The organism is Gracilibacillus boraciitolerans JCM 21714 (assembly GCF_000521485.1).
GTDB classification, from domain to species: domain Bacteria; phylum Bacillota; class Bacilli; order Bacillales; family Amphibacillaceae; genus Gracilibacillus; species Gracilibacillus boraciitolerans.
Genome location: NZ_BAVS01000005.1, coordinates 44,925 through 65,477, shown reverse-complemented (window position 1 = coordinate 65,477; position 20,553 = coordinate 44,925). Strand labels below are relative to the sequence as shown.

The window sequence follows — 20,553 nt, the reverse complement described above, 5'->3', positions numbered from 1 at the left end:
TAGCTGAGGTGATGCATAATGGAGGAAAACAAAAACGTTTCAAAAAAAAGCTGGAAACGTGTATTCAAGAAAAAATGGTTTTTTCCTGCTGTATATCTAGCGGTAGCTGCTCTACTTTTGACAGGTGTATTATGGTATCAGAATGCTATTAATCAGGCACCTAATATCGCAGAAGATATGGAAAATCAATTAAATGATTTAGCAGGGGGGGATCAAGAAGGTCAAGATCAGGAAGATGCAACAACGGTAATGCAACAACAGGAAGTATTGATGATGCCAGTTCCAGAAGACCTGCAAGTAGAAATTGTGACCAAATTTTATGATTATGGAGCAGATGCAGCAGATCAAGAACAAGCGCTTATTTTACATCAAAACAAATTTTATCAAAGTGATGGAATTGCAATCTCAACGTCTGATCAACAGTCATTTGATGTAAAAGCTTCCTTATCAGGTAAAATTGCGGAAATCGAACAGGATCCACTTCTTGGCAATGTGGTGAAGATGGAACACGAAGAAGGACTTACCACTTATTACGCAAGTTTAGGTGAGGTATTAGTAGAAGAAGGAAGTCAATTGAAACAAGGTGAGACAATCGGTACGGCTGGACAGAATATGATGGGTAAGGATAATGGGGGGGTTCATGTACATTTTGAAGTAAGAAAAGACGGAATTCCTGTCAATCCGGAAAACTTTATCAATCAGCCTATTCATAAAATTGTAGCACCTGATCAGTCAGAGAAAGACAAGGAAGCTACAGAAGAAGATACTGATCAAGGCACAGAAGAAAATGCAGATGAAAATGAAAATAAGCAAGAAGATGAAGATGAAGCAAACGAAACAGACAGCGGAAATCAATCATCTAGCGCGATGGAACATGCGTAACAATATACTCCCTGCCAAATGAAAAGGTGGGGGGAGTTGCTTTTTTGTCAAAAAAATTAATAATATCTGATATGTTTCCTTCTGTTTCCTACTTTTTCTACTCTAAAATTGATAAAAGGTATCAAAAGCTGTCGATATCGCCAACAATTTGACGAACGATTCTAGTAAAAAACTATTGCATAATTTCTCGAATGTGAAATAATTAATTATTGTGAAAGGAGATAATTTATGGAAAAAATAAACGGAATTTCTAGAATAATTATGGAATATCTTGAATCAGATAAACAACTCCAATTTCCGCAATTTCTAACGATGATTAGCTTAGATAACGATGAAGCAACCGAGTTAAAGATTGCTAAGGAATTTTTGTTTCATAGTCATTCTGATCTTGACAAGCGATTAGCCTTAGAGTACTTTTATATCAATCGTTGTCATCCAGAATTAATCTACTTTATTGAACATAATAATCATAGTTCGAATGAGTTAAATAGAGAAGCAGCGAAATTGTATCAGTTTATGCTAGATTTACGAAATGGTAAACCAACTCATAAAATCAGAGTAATTTCGAAATCGATTTCCCCCCCTAATCATCCAGAGCTGAAGTGCCTGAAATACTTCTTGAATATGGAAATAGATGTAAACGTATATCATTATGATCGCATCGGATATTATATCAATAAAGTACAAAATAAGCTGCGACAAATCGACAATCCACTCTATATCAATTTCTTCAAGCAGAGAATGCAATTAATTATGTTTACCTATTATTGGAAACGGAATGAATTAATTTTAGCTAGAAAGCATGCATATGAAGCACTGCAAATGCCACATCACGTCAAACAGAAAGCCCAACTTCATTTAGATTTAGCACTAAGTTATATTTATGAAGACTTCGAATCTAGTTTCTATCATATTGAAGAAGCTCTTTATTTAGCTAAATGCTTACAAGATCACGATACCTTAGACAAAATTTCGAATTATACGTATCCTTTTATTTGTGCAAATTTCGGCAGGATAGATGGCGTGACTACAAATGATCCCATCGAAGCTGCACATCTTGAAATTGTAAAAGGGAATCATCAACAAGCAAAGGAAATGCTTGAAAAACTGTCAATCTCAACTCCATTTGCGCAATATTACTTAGGTTTGGCTACGAAGAATCATCACTATTTTATCCATTCGTATCAACAATTTATGGAAATAAGAAATGATCATTTTTTGCGAAATTACCTCTTAGAGCTTCAGAAGGCCTGCATATATAGAAAAATATGGTAATAGGAGCAGAGTAGATCATGGTCAAACTAAACAGTTCAGATCCAGATTATGGCGATATTGGTTGAAAGAAGCGGGGGGGACAAAATTTATCTGATAAAAGTAAAATCCGAACGAGTACAAATTAAGCAATCAAAATTTGTAAACGTTCGGATTTTTAATTGCATAACAAAAAGATAATGTTCACTAACTGAAGCGACTATTACGCATATACTTCCTTTCAAGATGACTACTTTGATTTATAGGTTCTGCTACATTAGTTACTGCGAGTTATGCTACTTATCATATCAGCATTGTGGTGGAAAATATTTGATATATCCCTACCCTTTATACTTGTCCTACTCACACCGTCCTGAAAGTATCTGTCATATTGCCTCTCTAACGATAATATGATGATACAAATTATCTTTTATTTTGTCTGGGGGGGTGAGGATGTGATCGTTTTATCATGGGTGAATAATTGTATATAGTACTTGTCTCTGTTCACACCTTGGACTGACAACTTTTGGGAGGCGAGTGAAGTGCATGACTACATCAGAGAAAGAACATTAAAGATTGGCAGGTATATTATCGAAACAAAAAAAACAGTTCGAGTAATTGCCAAAGAATTCGGAGTCTCAAAAAGCACGGTTCATAAAGATTTGACAGAACGCTTACCAGAAATACATCCTGAACTTGCAAATGAAGTAAAAACGATTCTAACCCACCATAAAGCAATACGTCATCTGCGAGGCGGTGAAGCAACTAAAATGAAATATAAACTGCATGGAAAAAACGCGCCACAAGAAGCAGAACAACTCATCACCAAATAAACAAGAATGATTCCTCTCTAATTCAAATATACTCTTCCTTACATATGATCCCTATCCCATAAAATTAAGATAAGATAAATTCCAACAATTTTTTAAAAAAATTGACAAATTTTATGGAAAGTTGTATACGGCATTCTCCATTTTATGTTATTATATATAATTAGAGGTATTCAATATCATACTAACATAGAAATCTACTGCAAAAATATATAATAAAAATAAAATAATGAGATAAATCAGAGCATGGTACTGAAATAGGGAGGATTAACATTCATGTTTTCACGAGATATTGGAATCGATTTAGGAACGGCAAACGTATTAATTCATGTTAAAGGTAAAGGGATTGTATTAGATGAACCATCTGTTGTTGCGATGGATCGTAATACAGGTAAAGTATTAGAAGTCGGTGAAGAAGCACGTAAGATGGTAGGTCGAACACCAGGAAACATTGAAGCGATACGCCCATTGAAGGATGGCGTAATTGCAGATTTTGATGTAACAGAGGCCATGCTGAAATATTTTATTAACAAAATTAATGTAAAGGGTTTTTTATCTAAACCACGAATGTTAATCTGCTGCCCAACTAATATTACAAAAGTAGAACAAAAGGCAATTAAAGAAGCAGCTGAAAAATCCGGCGGTAAAAAGGTTTACTTAGAGGAAGAACCGAAAGTAGCAGCGATTGGAGCAGGGATGGATATTTTTCAGCCAAGCGGAAATATGGTCGTCGATATCGGTGGCGGTACAACAGATATCGCTGTACTATCAATGGGAGATATTGTGACGGCTCAATCGATTAAAATGGCTGGGGGGGATAAATTCGATGCTGAAATTCTTCAATATGTAAAGCGAAAATATAAATTACTGATTGGTGAGCGTACCTCAGAGGATATCAAAATAAATGTTGCCACCGTTTTCAAGGGAGCGCGTAATGAATCAATTGATATTCGTGGCCGTGATATGGTTTCAGGCTTACCACGGACGATTACGATTCATTCAGCAGAAATAGAAGAGGCTCTAAGAGAATCGATTTCCTTAATTGTCCTGTCAGCGAAATCCGTCCTGGAAAAAACGCCACCGGAATTATCAGCAGATATTATTGATCGAGGTGTAATTTTAACAGGTGGGGGGGGAGCACTATTAAATGGACTTGATCAGCTTTTGGCAGAGGAATTAAAAGTACCTGTCTTATTAGCTGATGAACCAATGAGCTGTGTAGCAAAAGGTACAGGCATCATGTTAGATAATATTGATAAACTAGAACGTTCTATTGTCTAATACATAAAAGAGATCGGCTTCACTTGAAGGGAGATATTAGCAATGCTCAGAGGATTTTATACGGCAACGAGCGGAATGATGGCGCAGCAACGCAGACAGGAAGTGTTGTCTAACAATATTACAAACGCTCAAACACCAGGATATAAGCAAGATCAAACGTCACTACGGGCCTTCCCGGAATTGTTAATTCAGCGTATGGAAAATCGCCAATTACCAACAACACAAAATCGTTCTATGCCAACGATGACTGAAATTGGTGCGATAAATACGGGTGTATATGTCCAGGAGACCATTCCTGATTTTGTACAAGGCTCATTAAGGGAAACAGGCGTTTCTACCGATCTGGCACTTGTACAGGGGGGAAACACCGGATGAAGAGGGTTCAATCTTTTTTAGTGTGCAAAACGGCGAAGGTGACGTACGCTATACAAGAAATGGAAACTTCACGGTAGACGGTCAGGGAAATTTAACGACAAACCAAGGACACTATGTCTTAGATGCGGCAGGTAATCCAATTAATACAGGTGGACTAGAATTCACGATCACACCAGAGGGAGTTATGGAAGTAGATGGTGCTGAGATTCCATTAGCAGTCACCTATACGGCCAACTCTAATGACTTAGTTAAAAATGGCCAAGATTTATTTGAATTAGCAGAAGATGGCGAAGCATTAATCGACGCAAGAGCCGTGGACGGGTTGCAATTCAACGTCCAGCAAAATCATTTAGAGAACTCTAATGTGGATGCAGCTCAAGCCATGACAGACATGATGCAAGCCTATCGTAGTTTTGAAGCAAACCAAAAAATCGTTCAGCAATACGATCGCAGTTTGGATAAAGCAGTAAACGAGATTGCACGACTTGGTTAAAAAAAAGGGGGGGTAGAAATCAATGACAAGAATAACCTTTCAAGCCGCCGCAACGATGGGGGGGCAATTACAAAAACGACTTGATAATATTGGTAACAATATTGCCAATCTAAATACAACAGGTTATAAAAAACGAGATGCTAATTTTTCCTCCCTATTGTCCCAACAAATAAACACGGAGCCTGATCCAACAAATGCGGATGGACGGCTGACTCCAGATGGATTACGGATTGGTGCAGGTGCAAAATTAGGACATACTAATTTTAACTTTGCCCAGGGATCGATCCAACGTACCGATCGAAATCTCGATGTGGCCTTGTTAGAGGATAATCATCTTTTTCAAGTAGCAGTTAATGAAAATGGGATCGAAGAGGTTCGGTATACAAGAGCGGGTAATTTTTATCTGACTCCATTGGAAAATGATCAGGTAATGCTTGTGACTTCAGATGCAATCCTGTTTTGAGTGAAGCAGGTGAGCCGATTATTTTGAATAATAATATGGAAGATCTGAAAATTGAAAACAATGGACAATTAACGGTAACGAGAAATGGTGTTCAGGCAGTGGAAGCTGAGCTTGGTGTTGTAGAGGCAGTGCGACCGCGATTATTAGAAGCAGCAGGTAATAATTTGTTTCGTTTGTCCGAGCAATCGCTTGAAAATTATCCACTGGAGACAATCATTAACGGTGTTGGTTTGCAGGATATACGTATCGATAGTGGGGGGGCATTAGAAGCTTCAAATGTCGACTTGGCACAGCAAACAACAGATATGATTGAAACCCAACGAGCCTATCAGTTTAATGCAAGATCGATATCGATGCATGATCAGATGAAAGGCTTAATCAACCAATTACGATAAAGTGAAATTACGATTAGTAGATGATTAGCACCGTGATAAAGTATGGTAGTTTTACCAATAAGGAGCCATCTCGTATGTCAAAGGAAACAAGATCAAAAAAACCAAATAAACAACAAACAGATGAACAGAAGCAAATAACAGATAATACACAATCAAAAAAAGAAAAACGAGCAGAAAAGAAAAAGCAAAATAAAGAAGAAAAAAAATATCTGCGTCGTGTGGTGCCAGTTTGGCTGAAAATTCTGATTGTCGTCGTGTTAAGTTTATTTGCTTTAATGATCGGTCTTATCATAGGCTTCAGTACACTCGGAGATGGTAGGCCTCTAGATGTCCTCAGATGGGATACATGGCAGCATATTATCGACTTTGTTCGCACAGAATAAAATAAAAAAATGCAAGGGATTAGGTTCTTAACCTAATCCCTTTATCATAAACCATATGCAAAAAAAAAGGAGTTACATAACATGGATATAGAACAAATAAAAGCAACAATTCCACATCGTTACCCATTTTTATTAGTAGATGCCATTATCGAACAGAATGAAAATCGAATCGCAGGAAAAAAGAATGTAACGATCAATGAACCATTTTTTCAAGGACATTTTCCTGATTACCCAGTAATGCCAGGAGTCTTAATTATCGAAGCGTTGGCACAAGTTGGCGCGGTAGCAATATTAAGTAAAGAAGAAAACAAAGGGAAAATTGGTTTCTTAGCAGGTATCGATAAATGCCGATTTAAACGTCAGGTAATACCAGGAGATACCTTACACTTAGAAGTAGAAATTATTCGCATTAAAGGACCAATTGGTAAAGGCAAAGCCGTAGCCAAAGTAGATGGCGAATTAGCATGTGAAGCAGAAATAACATTCGCCGTAAAATAACCCTAAGCATTCACTGAAAGACTTATATCTAATTGTTCCATGAGTCTCTTCTTAAAAAAAATTTATTCGCTGAGCATAGTTTATGAATTATTTGGTTATGCTAGTATTGAACAAGAATTTAAGGAGGACATCTAATGGAATTAAAATACGTCAAGTATCTCTCAGCATTTTTATTATCACTATCACTTTTAGTTGGTTGTGCACAAAGTGACGAAGAAGAACCAATAGAAGAAGAGCAACCAACAGAAGAGCAACCACAAGAAGAACAGGAACAACCGCAAGAAGGACAAGAAAATGAAGAAGCACCTGCAGGAGACGAAGAAGACGGAACTGGCGAAGACGTAGGTGAGAATGTAGAAGAAAATATGAATGAAACAGAAGAAAATATGGAAGACGCTGTAGAAAACGGTGATGATAAAATGAACGAGGAAAATAAAGAAGAATAAATGGAAAAAGCCAATCACTCGATTGGCTTTTTTTCAGCTGTAATAAATGATCCGACATTCAATCTAAAAAGTTTTTAACGTCATTATTTATTGCAGGAAATCTCTAATAGAAATTTTGTGGATTTCATGCAAATATTCATTATTAAATGAAATCTTTCGTTTTTTGTTAAAGGATTTTATGTTATAAGCAGTTATTGCATGAAATCATAGATAAGAAATGACGTCATTTTATGCAATAACGGGTTTTATTTGGTTTGTAGCACATTATCACAGCGGAGGCCGCCCGCTTCCACTCCTGTAGGAATGTTTTCTCTGAAGATCCACTTTTCCAAGCGATCTATGCTTGGAAAAGTTAGCTGAAGAGAAAACCCTACGGAAAGGGAAGTGGGCAGCCGAAGCGGCAGTATTACTGTATCAATAGTTCAAAATTGATATTTAGAAGTTAGTGCATAATATTTGAGTTATAAATAAGGATCGGACGATTTATGTCCGGCTTTTTTTTGTATTAGAAAACAATATAAACCTCGATGCTAAAAAAGTACAGACTGACCCTAAAATACTACTACAACATGCGATACTTTACCGCCATTTTCAATGATATATTTTAAAATGTAAGCCATTACAAAAACATTTTGAAAGGGGGGAGTAATGAAATGAGGGAGAAATTCAAGTTTATCTCGATATTATTCATTGCAATTATGGCTATTATCTTCATCACAGGCTGTAACAGTGAAAGTGGAAGCGGTACCGCAGATGATACCGGAACGGACTCAGGTACAGAAACAGAGAGTGAAAACACAGATGATGGAGGAGTAAGTATTGGTATTGTATTACCAACAAAAGATGAGCCACGTTGGGTTCAGGATGAAGCACGATTTAAAGCAGCATTGGAAGATTCAGAATACACGACAGAAATTTTATTTAGCCAAGGATCTTCAGCAAAAGAAAAGGAAAATGTAGAAACATTAATCAGTCAAGGTATAGATGTGTTAATTATTGCACCACATGACGGTGCTGCAGCTGGTGCATCGGTTGAAGCAGCAAAAGAGGAAGGAATAACCGTTATTTCTTATGACCGCTTAGTGACAGATACAGATGCAGTTGATTATTATGTCACATTTGACAGTGTCGCAGTAGGGGGGGAAGCACAGGGACAGTATCTGGTTGATAACGCAGAGGGAAGCAATGTGCCACTTTATTTGTATACGGGAGCGTCTTCTGATAATAATGCATTTTTATTCTTTGAAGGAGCATGGAATGTGCTGCAGCCAAAAATTGCTGACGGAACATTTGTGATTGCAAATTCTAGTGAAGCAGAAGCTTTAAAGGATAAAGCAGAACTAACACGTGATGAGATGGGCAAAATTTTAGGCCAGGTAACAACGAACTGGGATCCAAACGAAGCAAAAAATAAAGCACAAACTAATTTAACTGCTGCTGGAGAGGATCTTAAAGGGAATGTTGCTATATTAGCACCAAATGATGGCACTGCCCGCGCAATCGCAGATGTATTTGCAACAGATGGGGGGGAATTACAGACTATGTTGTCACAGGGCAAGATGCTGAAATCGCTTCTATTCAATATATTATTGATGGAAAACAATCGATGACAGTCTTTAAGGATGTTCGAACATTGGTAGAAGACTCGATGGGAATGGCAGTTGACATTTTAGATGGAAATGAACCAGAAACTACCGGAAGTTATGACAATGGAAATATCGAAGTACCAGCAAAACAAACGGAAGTTATTGTTGTTGAACAAGATAATGTACAGGCAGAGTTAATCGATTCTGGATACTATGAAGCTAGTGAATTTACTGGATTAGAATAATAATTGCTAGACATAGTGGGAAATGGTGTTGGAAATTCACCGGCACTCATTTTCCACTATCAAGTTTTCTCGCTAAGGGAGGCATCGTGGTGAGCGATAATATATTAGAAATGAAACAAATTTCCAAGGAATTCATAGGTGTAAAAGCGCTCTCTAATGTTAATTTTGCTGTAGAAAGAGGAGAAATCCATTGTTTAGTAGGAGAGAATGGCGCAGGTAAGTCGACGCTGATGAAAGTACTGAGTGGCGTGTATCCCTATGGAACATATAAGGGAGATATCATTGTTAACGGTGAGATTCTACGATTTAATAAAATTAGTGATAGTGTCGAAGTAGGCATTGCTATTATTTATCAGGAACTGGCACTATTTCCTCACCTATCTGTTTATGAAAATATTTTTGTAGGTAATGAAATACAATATGCCGGTATTTTGGAATGGAACCAAACAGTGTCCGAGTCCGAAAAAATGTTAAAAAAGGTAGGTTTGAAAGTAAATCCGGACACCTTAATAAAGGATTTGGGCGTTGGCAAGCAACAGCTGATTGAAATTGCCAAAGCATTAAGTAAAGAAGTAAAACTGCTTATATTGGATGAGCCAACAGCAGCGTTAAACGAAAATGACAGTGAAAATCTGCTGGAATTGCTAAAAGAACTAAAGAAACAGGGAATTACCTCGATTATGATTTCCCACAAACTGAAGGAAGTTATTGCGATCGCTGATAAGGCAACAGTTCTGCGTGATGGAGAAACGATTTGTACGCTAGAAGCTTCAAAAGGTGAAATTACGGAAGCCGCTATTATCAAAAATATGGTTGGCCGCGAAATAGAAGACATCTATCCGAAACGGCCAAATCAGGAAATAGGCGAAACCATCTTAAAGTTATCTAATTGGACGGCTTTTGATCCGAAGTTAGGACGAAATGTTACGAAAAATGTCAACCTTAATGTTAAACGGGGCGAAATTGTTGGAATTTCTGGATTAATGGGATCTGGACGTACGGAGCTCGCCTTAAGTATGTTCGGTAACGCACGGAAATATAAAATCACTGGTGATTTAGAGTTGGAAGGACAGCCAGCTAAACTGCAGCATCCTCATGAAGCGATAAAAGCAGGTATTGCCTATGTAACAGAAGATCGCAAAGGAAATGGTCTATTTCTATTGCAAGACATCAAAAATAATATTTCAATTGGAAATTTAAAGGAAATCTCTTCAAAAGGAACAGTAAATATAAATGAGGAAATAGTTGTCGCTGATCAATACAAAGATTCATTAGGAATTAAAAACGCCCAATATTCAACAATTAGCAGGAAATCTGAGTGGTGGTAATCAACAAAAAGTATCGCTTGCCAAGTGGTTATTTGTGAACCCTAAATTACTGATATTGGATGAACCAACTCGTGGTATCGATGTTGGAGCAAAATTTGAAATTTACTCTGTAATGAATGAGTTAATTAATAAAGGAATGAGTATTATTATGATTTCATCTGAGCTTGGGGAAGTGCTTGGAATGAGTGATCGTATTTACGTAATGGCAGAAAGTGAAATAAAGGGTGAATTATTAGCGGAAGATGCGACCCAGGAAAAAATCATGCAACTTGCGACGCAATAGGAGGAATCATTCATGAAATATCTAAAGGAGTTACTGAGCTTAGTAAAACGGAATATTCGTGATTATGGGATGTACATTGCCTTATTTGTAATTATGATCACGTTCACGGTTCTGACTGATGGATTGTTTTTATCTTCTCGGAATATTAGTAATTTACTAGATTCCGCTGGCTATATAGCTGTATTAGCGGTTGGGGTTATGCTGGTCATTGTTATTCGTCATATTGATTTATCAATTGGTTTCCTGGCAGGTTTTCTTGGTGCAGTTGCAGCTATTCTAATGGTGAATTATGGCATGCCGATCTATGTTGTTATACCTATTATCCTTTTTCTTGGGATTTGTGCAGGGTCCGTTACAGGTTTTTTAGTAGCAAAAATAGGTATACCAGCGTTTGTTGCTACGCTTGCAGGCTGGCTTATCTATCGTGGTGCGATTTTACTGGCAACAGAGAAGACAGGAACGATTATTATTGATAATGAGACATTTAATGCGATTGGTAATGGATATATTCCGGCAATTATGGAAGTGGCCGGATTGCATTTCCTTTCCTTAATTCTAGGGGGGGTGCTTGGTATCTTATTTTACATCTATAGTGCCATCACCAATCGTCACAAAAAAATAAAATATAATTTTGAAGTGGTCTCCAAACCGATATTTGTTGTGCAACTTGCTTTTATGTCTGTGGTTATTGGTTATATTACATGGCTATTAGCAGGATATAACGGCTTTTCATGGACAGTGGTAATCATTTTAGCAGTTGTTTTTATCTATCATTTTATAACAACCAAAACAGTAATTGGCCGTCATATCTATGCGGTCGGCAGTAATCCGGAAGCAGCGCACCTTACCGGTATCAGTGTAAGTAAAATTACGTTCTTAGTATTCGGTTCCATGGGGGGGATGCTTTCTGCATTATCCGGTATTCTTTTTACGTCTCGCTTACAATCTGCGACAACGACAGCAGGTACGTTATTCGAGCTTGACGCGATTGCTGCAGCCTTTGTAGGTGGTGTATCTGCCCACGGTGGTGTTGGAAAAGTTACCGGAGCTCTAATCGGTGCGATCGTAATGGCGACATTAACGAACGGGATGAATCTGATGGGTGTAGGAATAGCTCCTCAATACATGATCCGCGGAGGCGTTCTCGCATTAGCTGTAATTTTCGACGTAATGACTAGAAGACAAAGAGGATAAAGAAAACCTCACTATCGTTTTACAACCGGTAGCGAGGTTTTTCCTATAATAAATTGAAAAGTGACCTAATTATGCTTTAAAGTGACCTGATTATTAAAAAAAGTGACCTAAATATGCTCTAAAGTGACCTAATAATTTAAAAAAGTGACCTAAATATACAAAAAAGTGACCTAATCATAATTTGACAGAAACTTTCATATATTTCTTACACGGCATCGATCTTTAAAAAGTACAGATATTCTTTATATAATCCAGAATTTAGTGACTCTTGAGTTATATAATAATAAGTATCATGGAATTATTTGAAACCAATGAAATATTTTCAAGTATCAATAACTCCGTTTTCAAAAAAATGATAGCGCTTTCTAATGGGAAGGGGGGGAGTTGCTAAGTTGACAAAAGTACTGATCGTGGATGATGAAAAGGTGGAACGAGATGGACTCGAAAAGATTTTACAATCGTATTTTTCCAATATGATCATTCAGCAGGCTCAAAACGGAAGAACAGCATTACAAATGGTAAAGACATTTCAGCCAGAATTGATTTTAATGGATATTAAAATGCCAGGAATGTCCGGTATAGAAGTGATTAGACAAATAAAATCAGAGCATGCTGGCATAAAGTTCATTATGATGACAGCATATGCAGAATTTGATTATGCAAGATCAGCATTGAAGCTCGGTGTCGTTGATTATCTGGTTAAACCAAGCAGTGTTCAGGAAATTATCACTACGGTAGAAAGAATTTTAGTACAAATCACTAAAGAAAATAAAAAGCAGGAATTAGAAAAACAGCAGGAACATACCCTGCAGAAAGCCATGTCCCTCTTTGAAACCGATGTGGTGACCCAATTATTATTTGATCATGTTCATGACGTCCATATCGAAGAATTAATGGAAATACTCGATATGCATGGAACACAGGAAAAATTTGTGATAAGTCTGATTCTTCCTAAAGGGTTGGACGTCCATTATACGGTAATAAAAGAAATCGTCAGAAAACGAGGTGGGGGGGCATGGGTAGGGGGGCGCTATATGGACATCAGTTACCGATTATTGTATTTCGCGATCCGATCCAATCATTTCGAGCCCAGGCAACCTTACTAGCACGAGAAATTCTCTCACATATAAACCCTGCCAATATCAGTTCTTCTTTCATCGGAATAGGAAATGTGTACACACCTCTAGAGCAAGTCCGACAATCCTACCAGGAATCTTTAATCGCAACAAGTGATACAGCCATCCCAGTTAAATTTCGATTTTATACCGATTTACCAAGCATTGTTCCAGGGATAGATACGAAAGCAAATAAGCAATATGAACAGCAATTTTTTGACTATATACGAGCCGGTAACTGGCAGGAGATTCATCAGTGTTTTACGGATTTTATCGATCGTTCCAAACAATTAGGAGAGAATTTATTACAAACATCTCAAAAAACAAGAGAATTATTGTGGATTGCCTCGCGGATACTTGGGGGGGAAATGGGTGTGGAACACCACACGCAATTTTATTATTTCAAATCGACGGATTATCGACAGTTAAGTGCGGAAGTATTAAATTATTTAAAAGCAATGGAGAATTCCTTTCAAGATCATCAATCAGAGTTTGAAGCAGATACCATTCACTATATTAAACAATTTATTATCGACCATGCGCATGAAGAAATTTCGCTGGATAGGATTGGCAAAGAAGTAGGACTGAGCCCGATCTACATTAGTAAATGTTTTAAGGATCAGCTGGGTATGAACTACATCCACTTTTTAACCGAATGCAGAATCAATAAAGCACAGAAATTAATGCGCGATCCTAACAAAACGTTAAAGGAGATTACCTTTGACGTTGGATATCATGATCCGAACTATTTTAGCAAAGTTTTCAAAAAAATATGTAAGACCTCACCAACCGAATACCGGAACAAATTGCTCCATAAAGTGTAATGATTAAAGCTGATCTATTTGTGGCGAAGAAAAAAGTAATGTGAAATACGAATGATACCAATTCTACGATTAGAATTAGTTATCATTCGTATTTTTTATTTATAAAAAGGATGATCTATAATTACGGAGCAAAGGTTTCTCCCTAATTCACACTTGTCTGGTACTTGGAAGTTTATCGACGAAATCTAGCGTAACCTAAGACGACATTTTAACGATAAACCCATATATCGTTGAAATCCACTCTAACTCTTAATGACATTTCATCATTGCCACAAAATTTATGTGGCATCATCTCCCTGCCTTCTCCTTCTCCTAACCCTGTCGAGTCTTAATAGCTTGTGATCTCATCCATAAACTGCTATAGTTAATAATTGACTGACCAGTCATTCATATATAAAGATGAAACCAATTATAAAACAGACCGTAGAAAAGAAAGTGGGGGGGTGTTACTTCTAATGGATAGCAAAAAAAAGCGGATGATCGAAGAAAGCATTAAACTATTCTCGGAGAAAGGATTCCACACAACATCGATTCAAGAGATCGCAAATAAAAGCGAGGTATCCAAAGGTGCATTCTATCTCCATTTCTGCTCCAAAAATGAATTACTGGTAGAAATATACAAATATTATTCGAATGTTATCATTGAAAAAATTAGCTCAATAAAATCGGATACCGAAAAGCCATTTGATCAATTCACCGAACAAATTGCGGCATTGCTTAGCTTATTTAAGGAGCACAAGGAATATTTAATCATGCATGTCCGTGATAATGTCAATCTTGGAGATAAGATGGATGAGCTGATTTATAATATCCATAAACAGGCGTATACCTGGATAAGCGACCAATTGATTCATGTTTATGGAGATAAAGTCCGTCCCTATTTAGTCGATATGGTCATTCAGGCAGACGGACTAATCGGTGGTTACTTTAAGTGGATCGTGATTCATGATCTGACATTTGATCCAAAACAATTAGCCCAATATATCACAGATAAAATCGATCTAATTGTCCAAAAGGTCATCACAGATCAGCAATCCGTGATTTTTACCTATCAGGATTTAAAGAAATTCACTAATCCTGCTGTACATGAGTTAATACAACAAGTGAAAAATCAAATTGAGAGGAGTGGCCAGCCGGAAGATACAGAAGCAATTCAAGTATTGGAAGAAGAATGGAATAAAACAGAACCCAAGAATATAATCATCCAAAGTATGTTGGAACGCCTGGAATTAAATCCAGCAGTAAAAGAGACCATTCAGATATTAAAAAAGACAGCTGTAACGATCCGTTTGCGTCTTATCAAAAAAACATAACCATCATGATAAAAAAAGTGTTGAGAGGGGGGACAAACATATGAAGCGTTTATTATTTATACTGATATTAGTGATCATCACATTGGTCGCATGTTCAGAAAATAACAAGGAAGAAAAACAAGTAGAACGAGTAACACCTGTTGAGACAGGTGAAGTAACGAAAGGTGATCTCGTCATGGAACGTAATTTTTACGGAAGAACGATGCCGAATCAGACGATACCGATCATCCCAACCGTAGCAGGAGAAATCGATGAACTGAACGTGGAAAATGGAGACAAGGTCGAAGAAGATGATGAAATTGCAACCATCTCCAGTCCCCCCCAGGGAAATATCAAAGTCGAGGCAACGAGCACAGGCACGATCACACAATTACAAGCACAGGAAGGATCATTGGTATCGAATCAGGATCCATTGGCAGTTGTGATCGATTTAGAACAGCTGACCGTACAGCTGCAAGTGCCAGATGTTCAATTAGAATTATTTGAAAAAGGCAAGAAAGTTACCCTTATATTAGAAAGTGCTGAAGAAGAAACACTTGAAGCAGAAATAGAATATGTGGCATCAGCAGCCAATGAAGCAGGATTATTTCCAATCGATTTGTCATTTGATAATGAAACAACCCATCATAAAGCAGGTGTCATTGCTACGGTTGTCTTAGAAGACACGGTGATTGACGATTCCTTATTAATTCCTACAGCAGCACTTGTCGAGGACAATGATGGAACATATGTCTTCACAACAGACGGGAAAACGGCAACAAAAGTAGAGGTAACAGTCCAGGCAACACAATCACAGTCAACGGCCGTTCAGGCGGAATTAAAAGAAGGAGATCAGCTGATTACAAGCGGTCAATTAACCCTTGAAGATGGCGCAAAAATTAAAGTCATAGAGGAGGACTAATCATGAAACTAGTGAATACATCGGTAAAACGACCAGTCGGGGGTCATCATGATTGTCCTCGCTATTATTGCAATGGGTGTTATTTCTGTTCGAAATTTAGCGATCGACCTTTTCCCAGAGATTGATCTGCCGATTGCAGTGGTTGCGACGAGCTATCCAGACGCGGCACCACAGGAAGTCGAGAGTTTGGTATCGAAGCCGCTTGAGGGGGGCTTTAAGCTCGATTGAAGGGGTCAATTCGATCCAATCCCAATCGCAATCAGGATCATCTTTAGTAATTGTTATGTTTGAAAATGGTACGAATTTGGATAATGCACTATTGGAAGTAAGGGAAAGCGTTGATCAGGTAAAAGCAATGCTGCCAGAAAGTGCCAATGCTCCAAGTGTACTACGATTTAATCCCAATCAGCTACCAATTATGTGGGTTGGTCTGACTGGCAGTGATACCACGACCCTGCAATCGATTGCAGAAGATACGGTTCAGCCCTATTTTGAACGGCAAGGCGGGGGTAGCTTCGGTCAGTATCGAAGGTGGAGAAGAACGTGTGATTGAACTAGAGTTAGATCGAGCGGCAATGACCCAGTATGGCCTCACGACTCCATTGGTTCAGCAGTCACTTGCAGGTGCCAATCAGTCAGGTTCAGCAGGTTCGATCCAACGTGGGGATCAGGATTTGCAATTGCGGATCGATGGATCATTTTCCTCGATTGATGATATCGCCAACACGATTATTCGTACCCCCCCACAGGGTGCACAAATAACAGTAGCCGATATTGCAAAAGTGAACGATACCCTGCAAAAGAATGGCACGACATTAGTTAATAATGAGACAGCTGTTGTGTTAAGTGTCCTCAAACAATCGGATGGGAATACCGTAGAAGTTTCCGACAATGTTCTGGCAAGTATCGAACAATTAAATAAAGACTTACCAGAGGATATTTCGCTAGATGTGGTCGTCGATACTTCTGAATTTATTAAGCAGTCGATTAATTCCGTGATTCAGAATATGATCTTCGGTGGTATCTTTGCCTTACTTATCTTACTGTTATTCCTTAGAAGTGTAAGAGCAACATTAGTTATTGGCGTTTCGATTCCAATCGCGATTGTTTCGACCTTTGTTCTCTTATATTTCACAGGGGGGGAAACCCTAAACGTCTTAACGATGGGTGGTCTTGCCCTTGGTATCGGGATGATGGTCGACAGCTCGATTGTAATACTCGAGAATATTGTCTACTATAGGCAGCAAGGCTATAAATTAAAAGAGGCATCGATCAAAGGGGGGGCATCCGAATTAGCGCCAGCTGTGATCGCATCGACAACGACAACCTTAGTCGTGTTTTTACCAATCGTGTTTGTTGATGGAATCGCGTCGGAATTGTTTACACCGTTAGCATTAACAGTATCATTCTCGTTAATCGCATCACTGGCAGTTGCCGTGACATTAATTCCGATGCTGTCATCCAAGCTATTGACGAAAGCAATGGAGGATCATGGCCGCCGTTATTGGTTTGATCGCTTTTTAAATAAAGTCATCGCAGGCTATCAACGTGTCTTAGAAAAAGCATTAAAGCTAAGGAAAACAACGATTGCAATCACACTTGCAGCTGTAATTGGCAGTTTGGCCCTTATCCCATTTATCGGAACATCGTTTATTCCGGAAGGGGGGGATCAAGGACAGGTCAACATATCTGTAGAAACACCAACAGGAACAAATGAAGACAAGCGGCTTGCGATCACGGAAAAGGTAAATGAGCAGCTATCAAACACGAGGATGTTATTGACGTAAGCTATGTCACTGTGGGAAGCAGTAATCCTGAACAAGCGGTGATGTCAGATGGATCTGCTGCATCTTATCAAATTCAATTAGTGGCACCGGAAGAACGCGAGCAAACGACCGCTTCTTTTGTACAGGAAGTGAATCAGGATTTACAGGATATTGCTGGAGCAGAAATCACTGTTTCTGAGGCAAGTTCAGGTGCAGCTGGTTTTGGTGATCCAATTCAGATCCAAATCAGTGGTCCCGAAACAGAAGTGTTACAGCAATTATCCGACCAGGTCCTGATGGTTTTAGAGGATGTAGAAGGAGTCTATAATCCAACCTCCTCTTTAGCGGATACACAACCAGAAATGCAAATTCAGGTTAACCGCGAACTTGCTGCACAGTATGGCTTAAGTTATCAGGAAATCATGAGCCAGATCCAGATTGGTTTCACGGGTCAGACTGTGATGCAGTATCGCGAAGATGGCGAAGAAATGAATGTCACGCTGATGTTTCCAGAAGATGAGCGTTCGACTATTAATGACTTAGAGAATTTAAAGATTCAAAATCAACAGGGAACAATGATTTCCTTAACAACTGTTGCAGATTTTGAACAAGTCCAAAGTCCTGCAACGATTACCAGACAGGATCAGCAACGTCAAGTAAACATTACCTCTGGTATCTCTGGCAGTGATTTAGGAACGATTTCTGCCAACGTGGAAGCAGCCCTTAATGGCATGAACTTCCCTGAAGAGTATGACTATTCGATCGGTGGTCAGGCAGAAGATATGGTGGAAGCTTTTGCAGATCTTAGCTTAGCTTTACTATTATCAATTTTCTTAGTATATGCCGTAATGGCTGTGCAATTTGAGAACTTCCTATTTCCGTTAATCATCATGTTCTCGATGCCAGCAACAGCTATTGGGGGTATTCGGCGGACTGTTTGTCACAGGCCAGCCCTATCGATTACCGCCTTCATCGGGGGTGATCATGCTCGCCGGTATTGTCGTAAACAATGCGATCGTTCTCGTCGATTATATCAATATCTTAAGAAGACGAGGGGGGGTCGAACGACATGAGGCAATTGTGGAAGCAGGTAAAACAAGGCTGCGTCCGATCTTAATGACGACTTTAACAACGATCCTGGCAATGGTACCATTAGCCTGGGTTACGGAGAAGGCGCCGAAATGCAACAGCCAATGGCAATCACTGTTATCTTTGGTTTAGCGACATCAAGTATCTTTACCTTAGTGTTAATTCCAGTTATATATACCTATTTTGATAATCTGTCAGAGCGGGTGAAAGGCTGGTTTGGAAGGAAAGAGAAGAAAGAAGCATAAAATAAACCCTGAGGTGTTACGTTACCTCAGGGTTTTATTAATAGAATTTGAAAGCAATAATGTTACAAAATGTGTAATATTAAAATTGATGATTGCCATTTGATATGTTTTAAAGTAATATTATGGTAGTTAATAGAGTGCTCTTTTATTATAGGAGATTGAGGAATGAAAAAAAAGGTTTTAATTATTACTCAGAATTTTTATCCTGCGATAGGCAGTGCGGGGAATCGTATGAAAAACATCTTTCAATTACTGTTAAAAGATAATATAGATGTAGAAGTCCTAACAATTGAACCATCCTACCCCCCCAATAAAAATATGTATAAAGATCGAATGTTTTGGGACGATGAGGAAGTCAATAACCAAGAGCAACGAATAACAAGAATACCAATTAAGAATAAAAGGTTTTCAAATGAATTATTCAGTAGGCTCTTTTTTTATTTAGAAATTATGTATCGCTTCACATTGGAATTATGGAAGAGGCGAAAAGATAACTATGATTATTTATATGTGTCGACCCCCCCAATATTTATTGTTTTATCAGCATTAATCGGGCGAAGACTGATACATTCTAAACTTATATTAGAAGTAAGAGATTTATGGCCTGATAGTTTGACAGGGGGGGTCAAAAGCTTCGATAAAAAATGGATTATTAATATTTTTCAGTATTTAGAAAAGAAAATGTATCGAACGGCTGATACTATTGTGATTAATAGTCAGGGCTTCAGACAACATATAGAGAAAAAATTAAAGACAGATAAAGAGATTATTTATCTACCTAACGGACCCAGACAATACGAATTACATGCGAACCGAAAAAACCATGATGAATTTAAAGTAATATACGCAGGTAATTTAGGTTTAGCTCAGGATATCGACCGGCTCAAGCAGGTTGCACAGGACTTAAATAACATAACATTCATTTTGATGTTGTTGGCTATGGAATGAGAACGAATGAATTTAAAGAGTATATTCAAAAAGAATCTTTAAATAATGTAAAAATGCATGAACCTGCAACAAGGAGCCAAAGTTTACAATTAATTAGAAATGCTGATGTAAGCATTGCTTTTTTAAATGAAGAAGAAGTATTTACGACCGTCTTACCTGGAAAAGTATTGGATTACATGACATGTCAGACTCCTATTATTGCAGGTTTAAAAGGTGTTGCAGCAGATTTAATAATAGAAAATGAAGCAGGATATGTTTATAGTTCAAGTGATGCTCTCCCTCTCATAGAAAAAATAGTAGAGCTGAGAGAAAACCGGCAATTATTAAATAAACTGCAGAAAAACTGTTTGCGCGTAATAAAACAGCACTTCTTATGGGAGAATAATATAAAAAAAATAGTAGATTTTATTAAATAAAGA

The 20,553-nt window shown here is 38.0% G+C and carries 16 protein-coding genes and 4 pseudogenes; all 20 read left to right on the top strand.

Features of this window, described 5'->3' with window-relative positions; all coding sequences use genetic code 11:
• Window positions 1-18: 18 nt before the first annotated feature.
• The 20 genes and pseudogenes from spoIIQ (at window position 19) to JCM21714_RS18145 (ending at window position 20,550) form a co-directional block, all read left to right on the top strand.
• Entirely contained in the window at window positions 19-882 is an 864-nt protein-coding gene (gene spoIIQ, locus JCM21714_RS05525; protein WP_035722484.1) for a stage II sporulation protein SpoIIQ, read from the top strand.
• 228 nt (window positions 883-1,110) lie between these two features.
• On the top strand, window positions 1,111-2,157 hold the full coding sequence (locus JCM21714_RS05520; protein ID WP_235182639.1) for an AimR family lysis-lysogeny pheromone receptor: 1,047 nt from the start codon (window positions 1,111-1,113) through the stop codon (window positions 2,155-2,157).
• A 518-nt stretch (window positions 2,158-2,675) separates the two neighbouring features.
• On the top strand, window positions 2,676-2,966 hold the full coding sequence (gene spoIIID / locus JCM21714_RS05515) for a sporulation transcriptional regulator SpoIIID (protein WP_035722483.1): 291 nt from the start codon (window positions 2,676-2,678) through the stop codon (window positions 2,964-2,966).
• 273 nt (window positions 2,967-3,239) lie between these two features.
• Window positions 3,240-4,244 (top strand): rod shape-determining protein, encoded by a 1,005-nt coding sequence (locus JCM21714_RS05510; RefSeq protein ID WP_035722481.1) that lies wholly within the window; start codon window positions 3,240-3,242, stop codon window positions 4,242-4,244.
• A 42-nt stretch (window positions 4,245-4,286) separates the two neighbouring features.
• Window positions 4,287-5,112 (top strand): annotated as a pseudogene (locus JCM21714_RS05505) (flagellar hook-basal body protein).
• A 22-nt stretch (window positions 5,113-5,134) separates the two neighbouring features.
• Window positions 5,135-5,575, top strand: coding sequence for a flagellar hook-basal body complex protein (locus tag JCM21714_RS23815; protein ID WP_369403479.1), 441 nt, complete (start codon window positions 5,135-5,137; stop codon window positions 5,573-5,575).
• Complete coding sequence (locus tag JCM21714_RS23810) at window positions 5,572-5,970, top strand: flagellar basal body rod C-terminal domain-containing protein (RefSeq protein WP_369403478.1); 399 nt, start codon at window positions 5,572-5,574, stop codon at window positions 5,968-5,970. Before JCM21714_RS23815 ends, JCM21714_RS23810 begins: the two co-directional genes overlap by 4 nt.
• Window positions 5,971-6,044: 74 nt before the next feature.
• A complete protein-coding gene (locus JCM21714_RS05495; RefSeq protein WP_035722480.1) occupies window positions 6,045-6,353 on the top strand; it encodes a DNA-directed RNA polymerase subunit beta in 309 nt (102 codons plus the stop codon).
• An 81-nt stretch (window positions 6,354-6,434) separates the two neighbouring features.
• Complete coding sequence (fabZ, locus tag JCM21714_RS05490) at window positions 6,435-6,851, top strand: 3-hydroxyacyl-ACP dehydratase FabZ (protein WP_035722478.1); 417 nt, start codon at window positions 6,435-6,437, stop codon at window positions 6,849-6,851.
• Between the two features lie 134 nt (window positions 6,852-6,985).
• Entirely contained in the window at window positions 6,986-7,297 is a 312-nt protein-coding gene (locus JCM21714_RS05485; RefSeq protein WP_035722477.1) for a hypothetical protein, read from the top strand.
• Between the two features lie 653 nt (window positions 7,298-7,950).
• Window positions 7,951-9,128 (top strand): annotated as a pseudogene (locus JCM21714_RS05480) (sugar ABC transporter substrate-binding protein).
• 89 nt (window positions 9,129-9,217) lie between these two features.
• Window positions 9,218-10,739, top strand: a pseudogene (locus tag JCM21714_RS05475) (ATP-binding cassette domain-containing protein).
• A gap of 12 nt (window positions 10,740-10,751) precedes the next feature.
• The gene (locus tag JCM21714_RS05470) at window positions 10,752-11,933 is read left to right on the top strand and encodes a sugar ABC transporter permease (RefSeq protein WP_035722475.1); all 1,182 of its coding nucleotides are present in this window, start codon (window positions 10,752-10,754) and stop codon (window positions 11,931-11,933) included.
• Between the two features lie 392 nt (window positions 11,934-12,325).
• On the top strand, window positions 12,326-13,039 hold the full coding sequence (locus JCM21714_RS23805; protein WP_369403477.1) for a response regulator: 714 nt from the start codon (window positions 12,326-12,328) through the stop codon (window positions 13,037-13,039).
• Complete coding sequence (locus JCM21714_RS23800) at window positions 12,949-13,872, top strand: helix-turn-helix domain-containing protein (protein ID WP_369403476.1); 924 nt, start codon at window positions 12,949-12,951, stop codon at window positions 13,870-13,872. Before JCM21714_RS23805 ends, JCM21714_RS23800 begins: the two co-directional genes overlap by 91 nt.
• 371 nt (window positions 13,873-14,243) lie before the next feature.
• Window positions 14,244-15,185, top strand: coding sequence for a TetR/AcrR family transcriptional regulator (locus JCM21714_RS05460; protein ID WP_235182638.1), 942 nt, complete (start codon window positions 14,244-14,246; stop codon window positions 15,183-15,185).
• 40 nt (window positions 15,186-15,225) lie between these two features.
• The gene (locus tag JCM21714_RS05455; RefSeq protein WP_035722471.1) at window positions 15,226-16,086 is read left to right on the top strand and encodes an efflux RND transporter periplasmic adaptor subunit; all 861 of its coding nucleotides are present in this window, start codon (window positions 15,226-15,228) and stop codon (window positions 16,084-16,086) included.
• Window positions 16,087-16,088: 2 nt separating this feature from the next.
• A pseudogene (locus tag JCM21714_RS05450) lies at window positions 16,089-19,186 on the top strand (efflux RND transporter permease subunit).
• A gap of 165 nt (window positions 19,187-19,351) precedes the next feature.
• On the top strand, window positions 19,352-20,134 hold the full coding sequence (locus tag JCM21714_RS18150) for a glycosyltransferase (protein ID WP_052000415.1): 783 nt from the start codon (window positions 19,352-19,354) through the stop codon (window positions 20,132-20,134).
• Window positions 20,131-20,550, top strand: a complete 420-nt coding sequence (locus JCM21714_RS18145) for a glycosyltransferase (protein ID WP_052000414.1) — start codon at window positions 20,131-20,133, stop codon at window positions 20,548-20,550. Before JCM21714_RS18150 ends, JCM21714_RS18145 begins: the two co-directional genes overlap by 4 nt.
• Window positions 20,551-20,553: the final 3 nt, after the last annotated feature.

Bases quoted from the DNA above. Each gene is read 5' to 3' on its own strand.
- JCM21714_RS18150 (WP_052000415.1), top strand. From the start codon at position 19,352: ATGAAAAAAAAGGTTTTAATTATTACTCAGAATTTTTATCCTGCGATA.
- JCM21714_RS18145 (WP_052000414.1), top strand. From the start codon at position 20,131: ATGAGAACGAATGAATTTAAAGAGTATATTCAAAAAGAATCTTTAAAT.
- spoIIQ (WP_035722484.1), top strand. From the start codon at position 19: ATGGAGGAAAACAAAAACGTTTCAAAAAAAAGCTGGAAACGTGTATTC.
- JCM21714_RS05455 (WP_035722471.1), top strand. From the start codon at position 15,226: ATGAAGCGTTTATTATTTATACTGATATTAGTGATCATCACATTGGTC.
- JCM21714_RS05520 (WP_235182639.1), top strand. From the start codon at position 1,111: ATGGAAAAAATAAACGGAATTTCTAGAATAATTATGGAATATCTTGAA.
- JCM21714_RS05485 (WP_035722477.1), top strand. From the start codon at position 6,986: ATGGAATTAAAATACGTCAAGTATCTCTCAGCATTTTTATTATCACTA.
- fabZ (WP_035722478.1), top strand. From the start codon at position 6,435: ATGGATATAGAACAAATAAAAGCAACAATTCCACATCGTTACCCATTT.
- JCM21714_RS05495 (WP_035722480.1), top strand. From the start codon at position 6,045: ATGTCAAAGGAAACAAGATCAAAAAAACCAAATAAACAACAAACAGAT.
- JCM21714_RS23815 (WP_369403479.1), top strand. From the start codon at position 5,135: ATGACAAGAATAACCTTTCAAGCCGCCGCAACGATGGGGGGGCAATTA.
- JCM21714_RS23800 (WP_369403476.1), top strand. From the start codon at position 12,949: ATGGGTAGGGGGGCGCTATATGGACATCAGTTACCGATTATTGTATTT.
- JCM21714_RS05510 (WP_035722481.1), top strand. From the start codon at position 3,240: ATGTTTTCACGAGATATTGGAATCGATTTAGGAACGGCAAACGTATTA.
- JCM21714_RS05470 (WP_035722475.1), top strand. From the start codon at position 10,752: ATGAAATATCTAAAGGAGTTACTGAGCTTAGTAAAACGGAATATTCGT.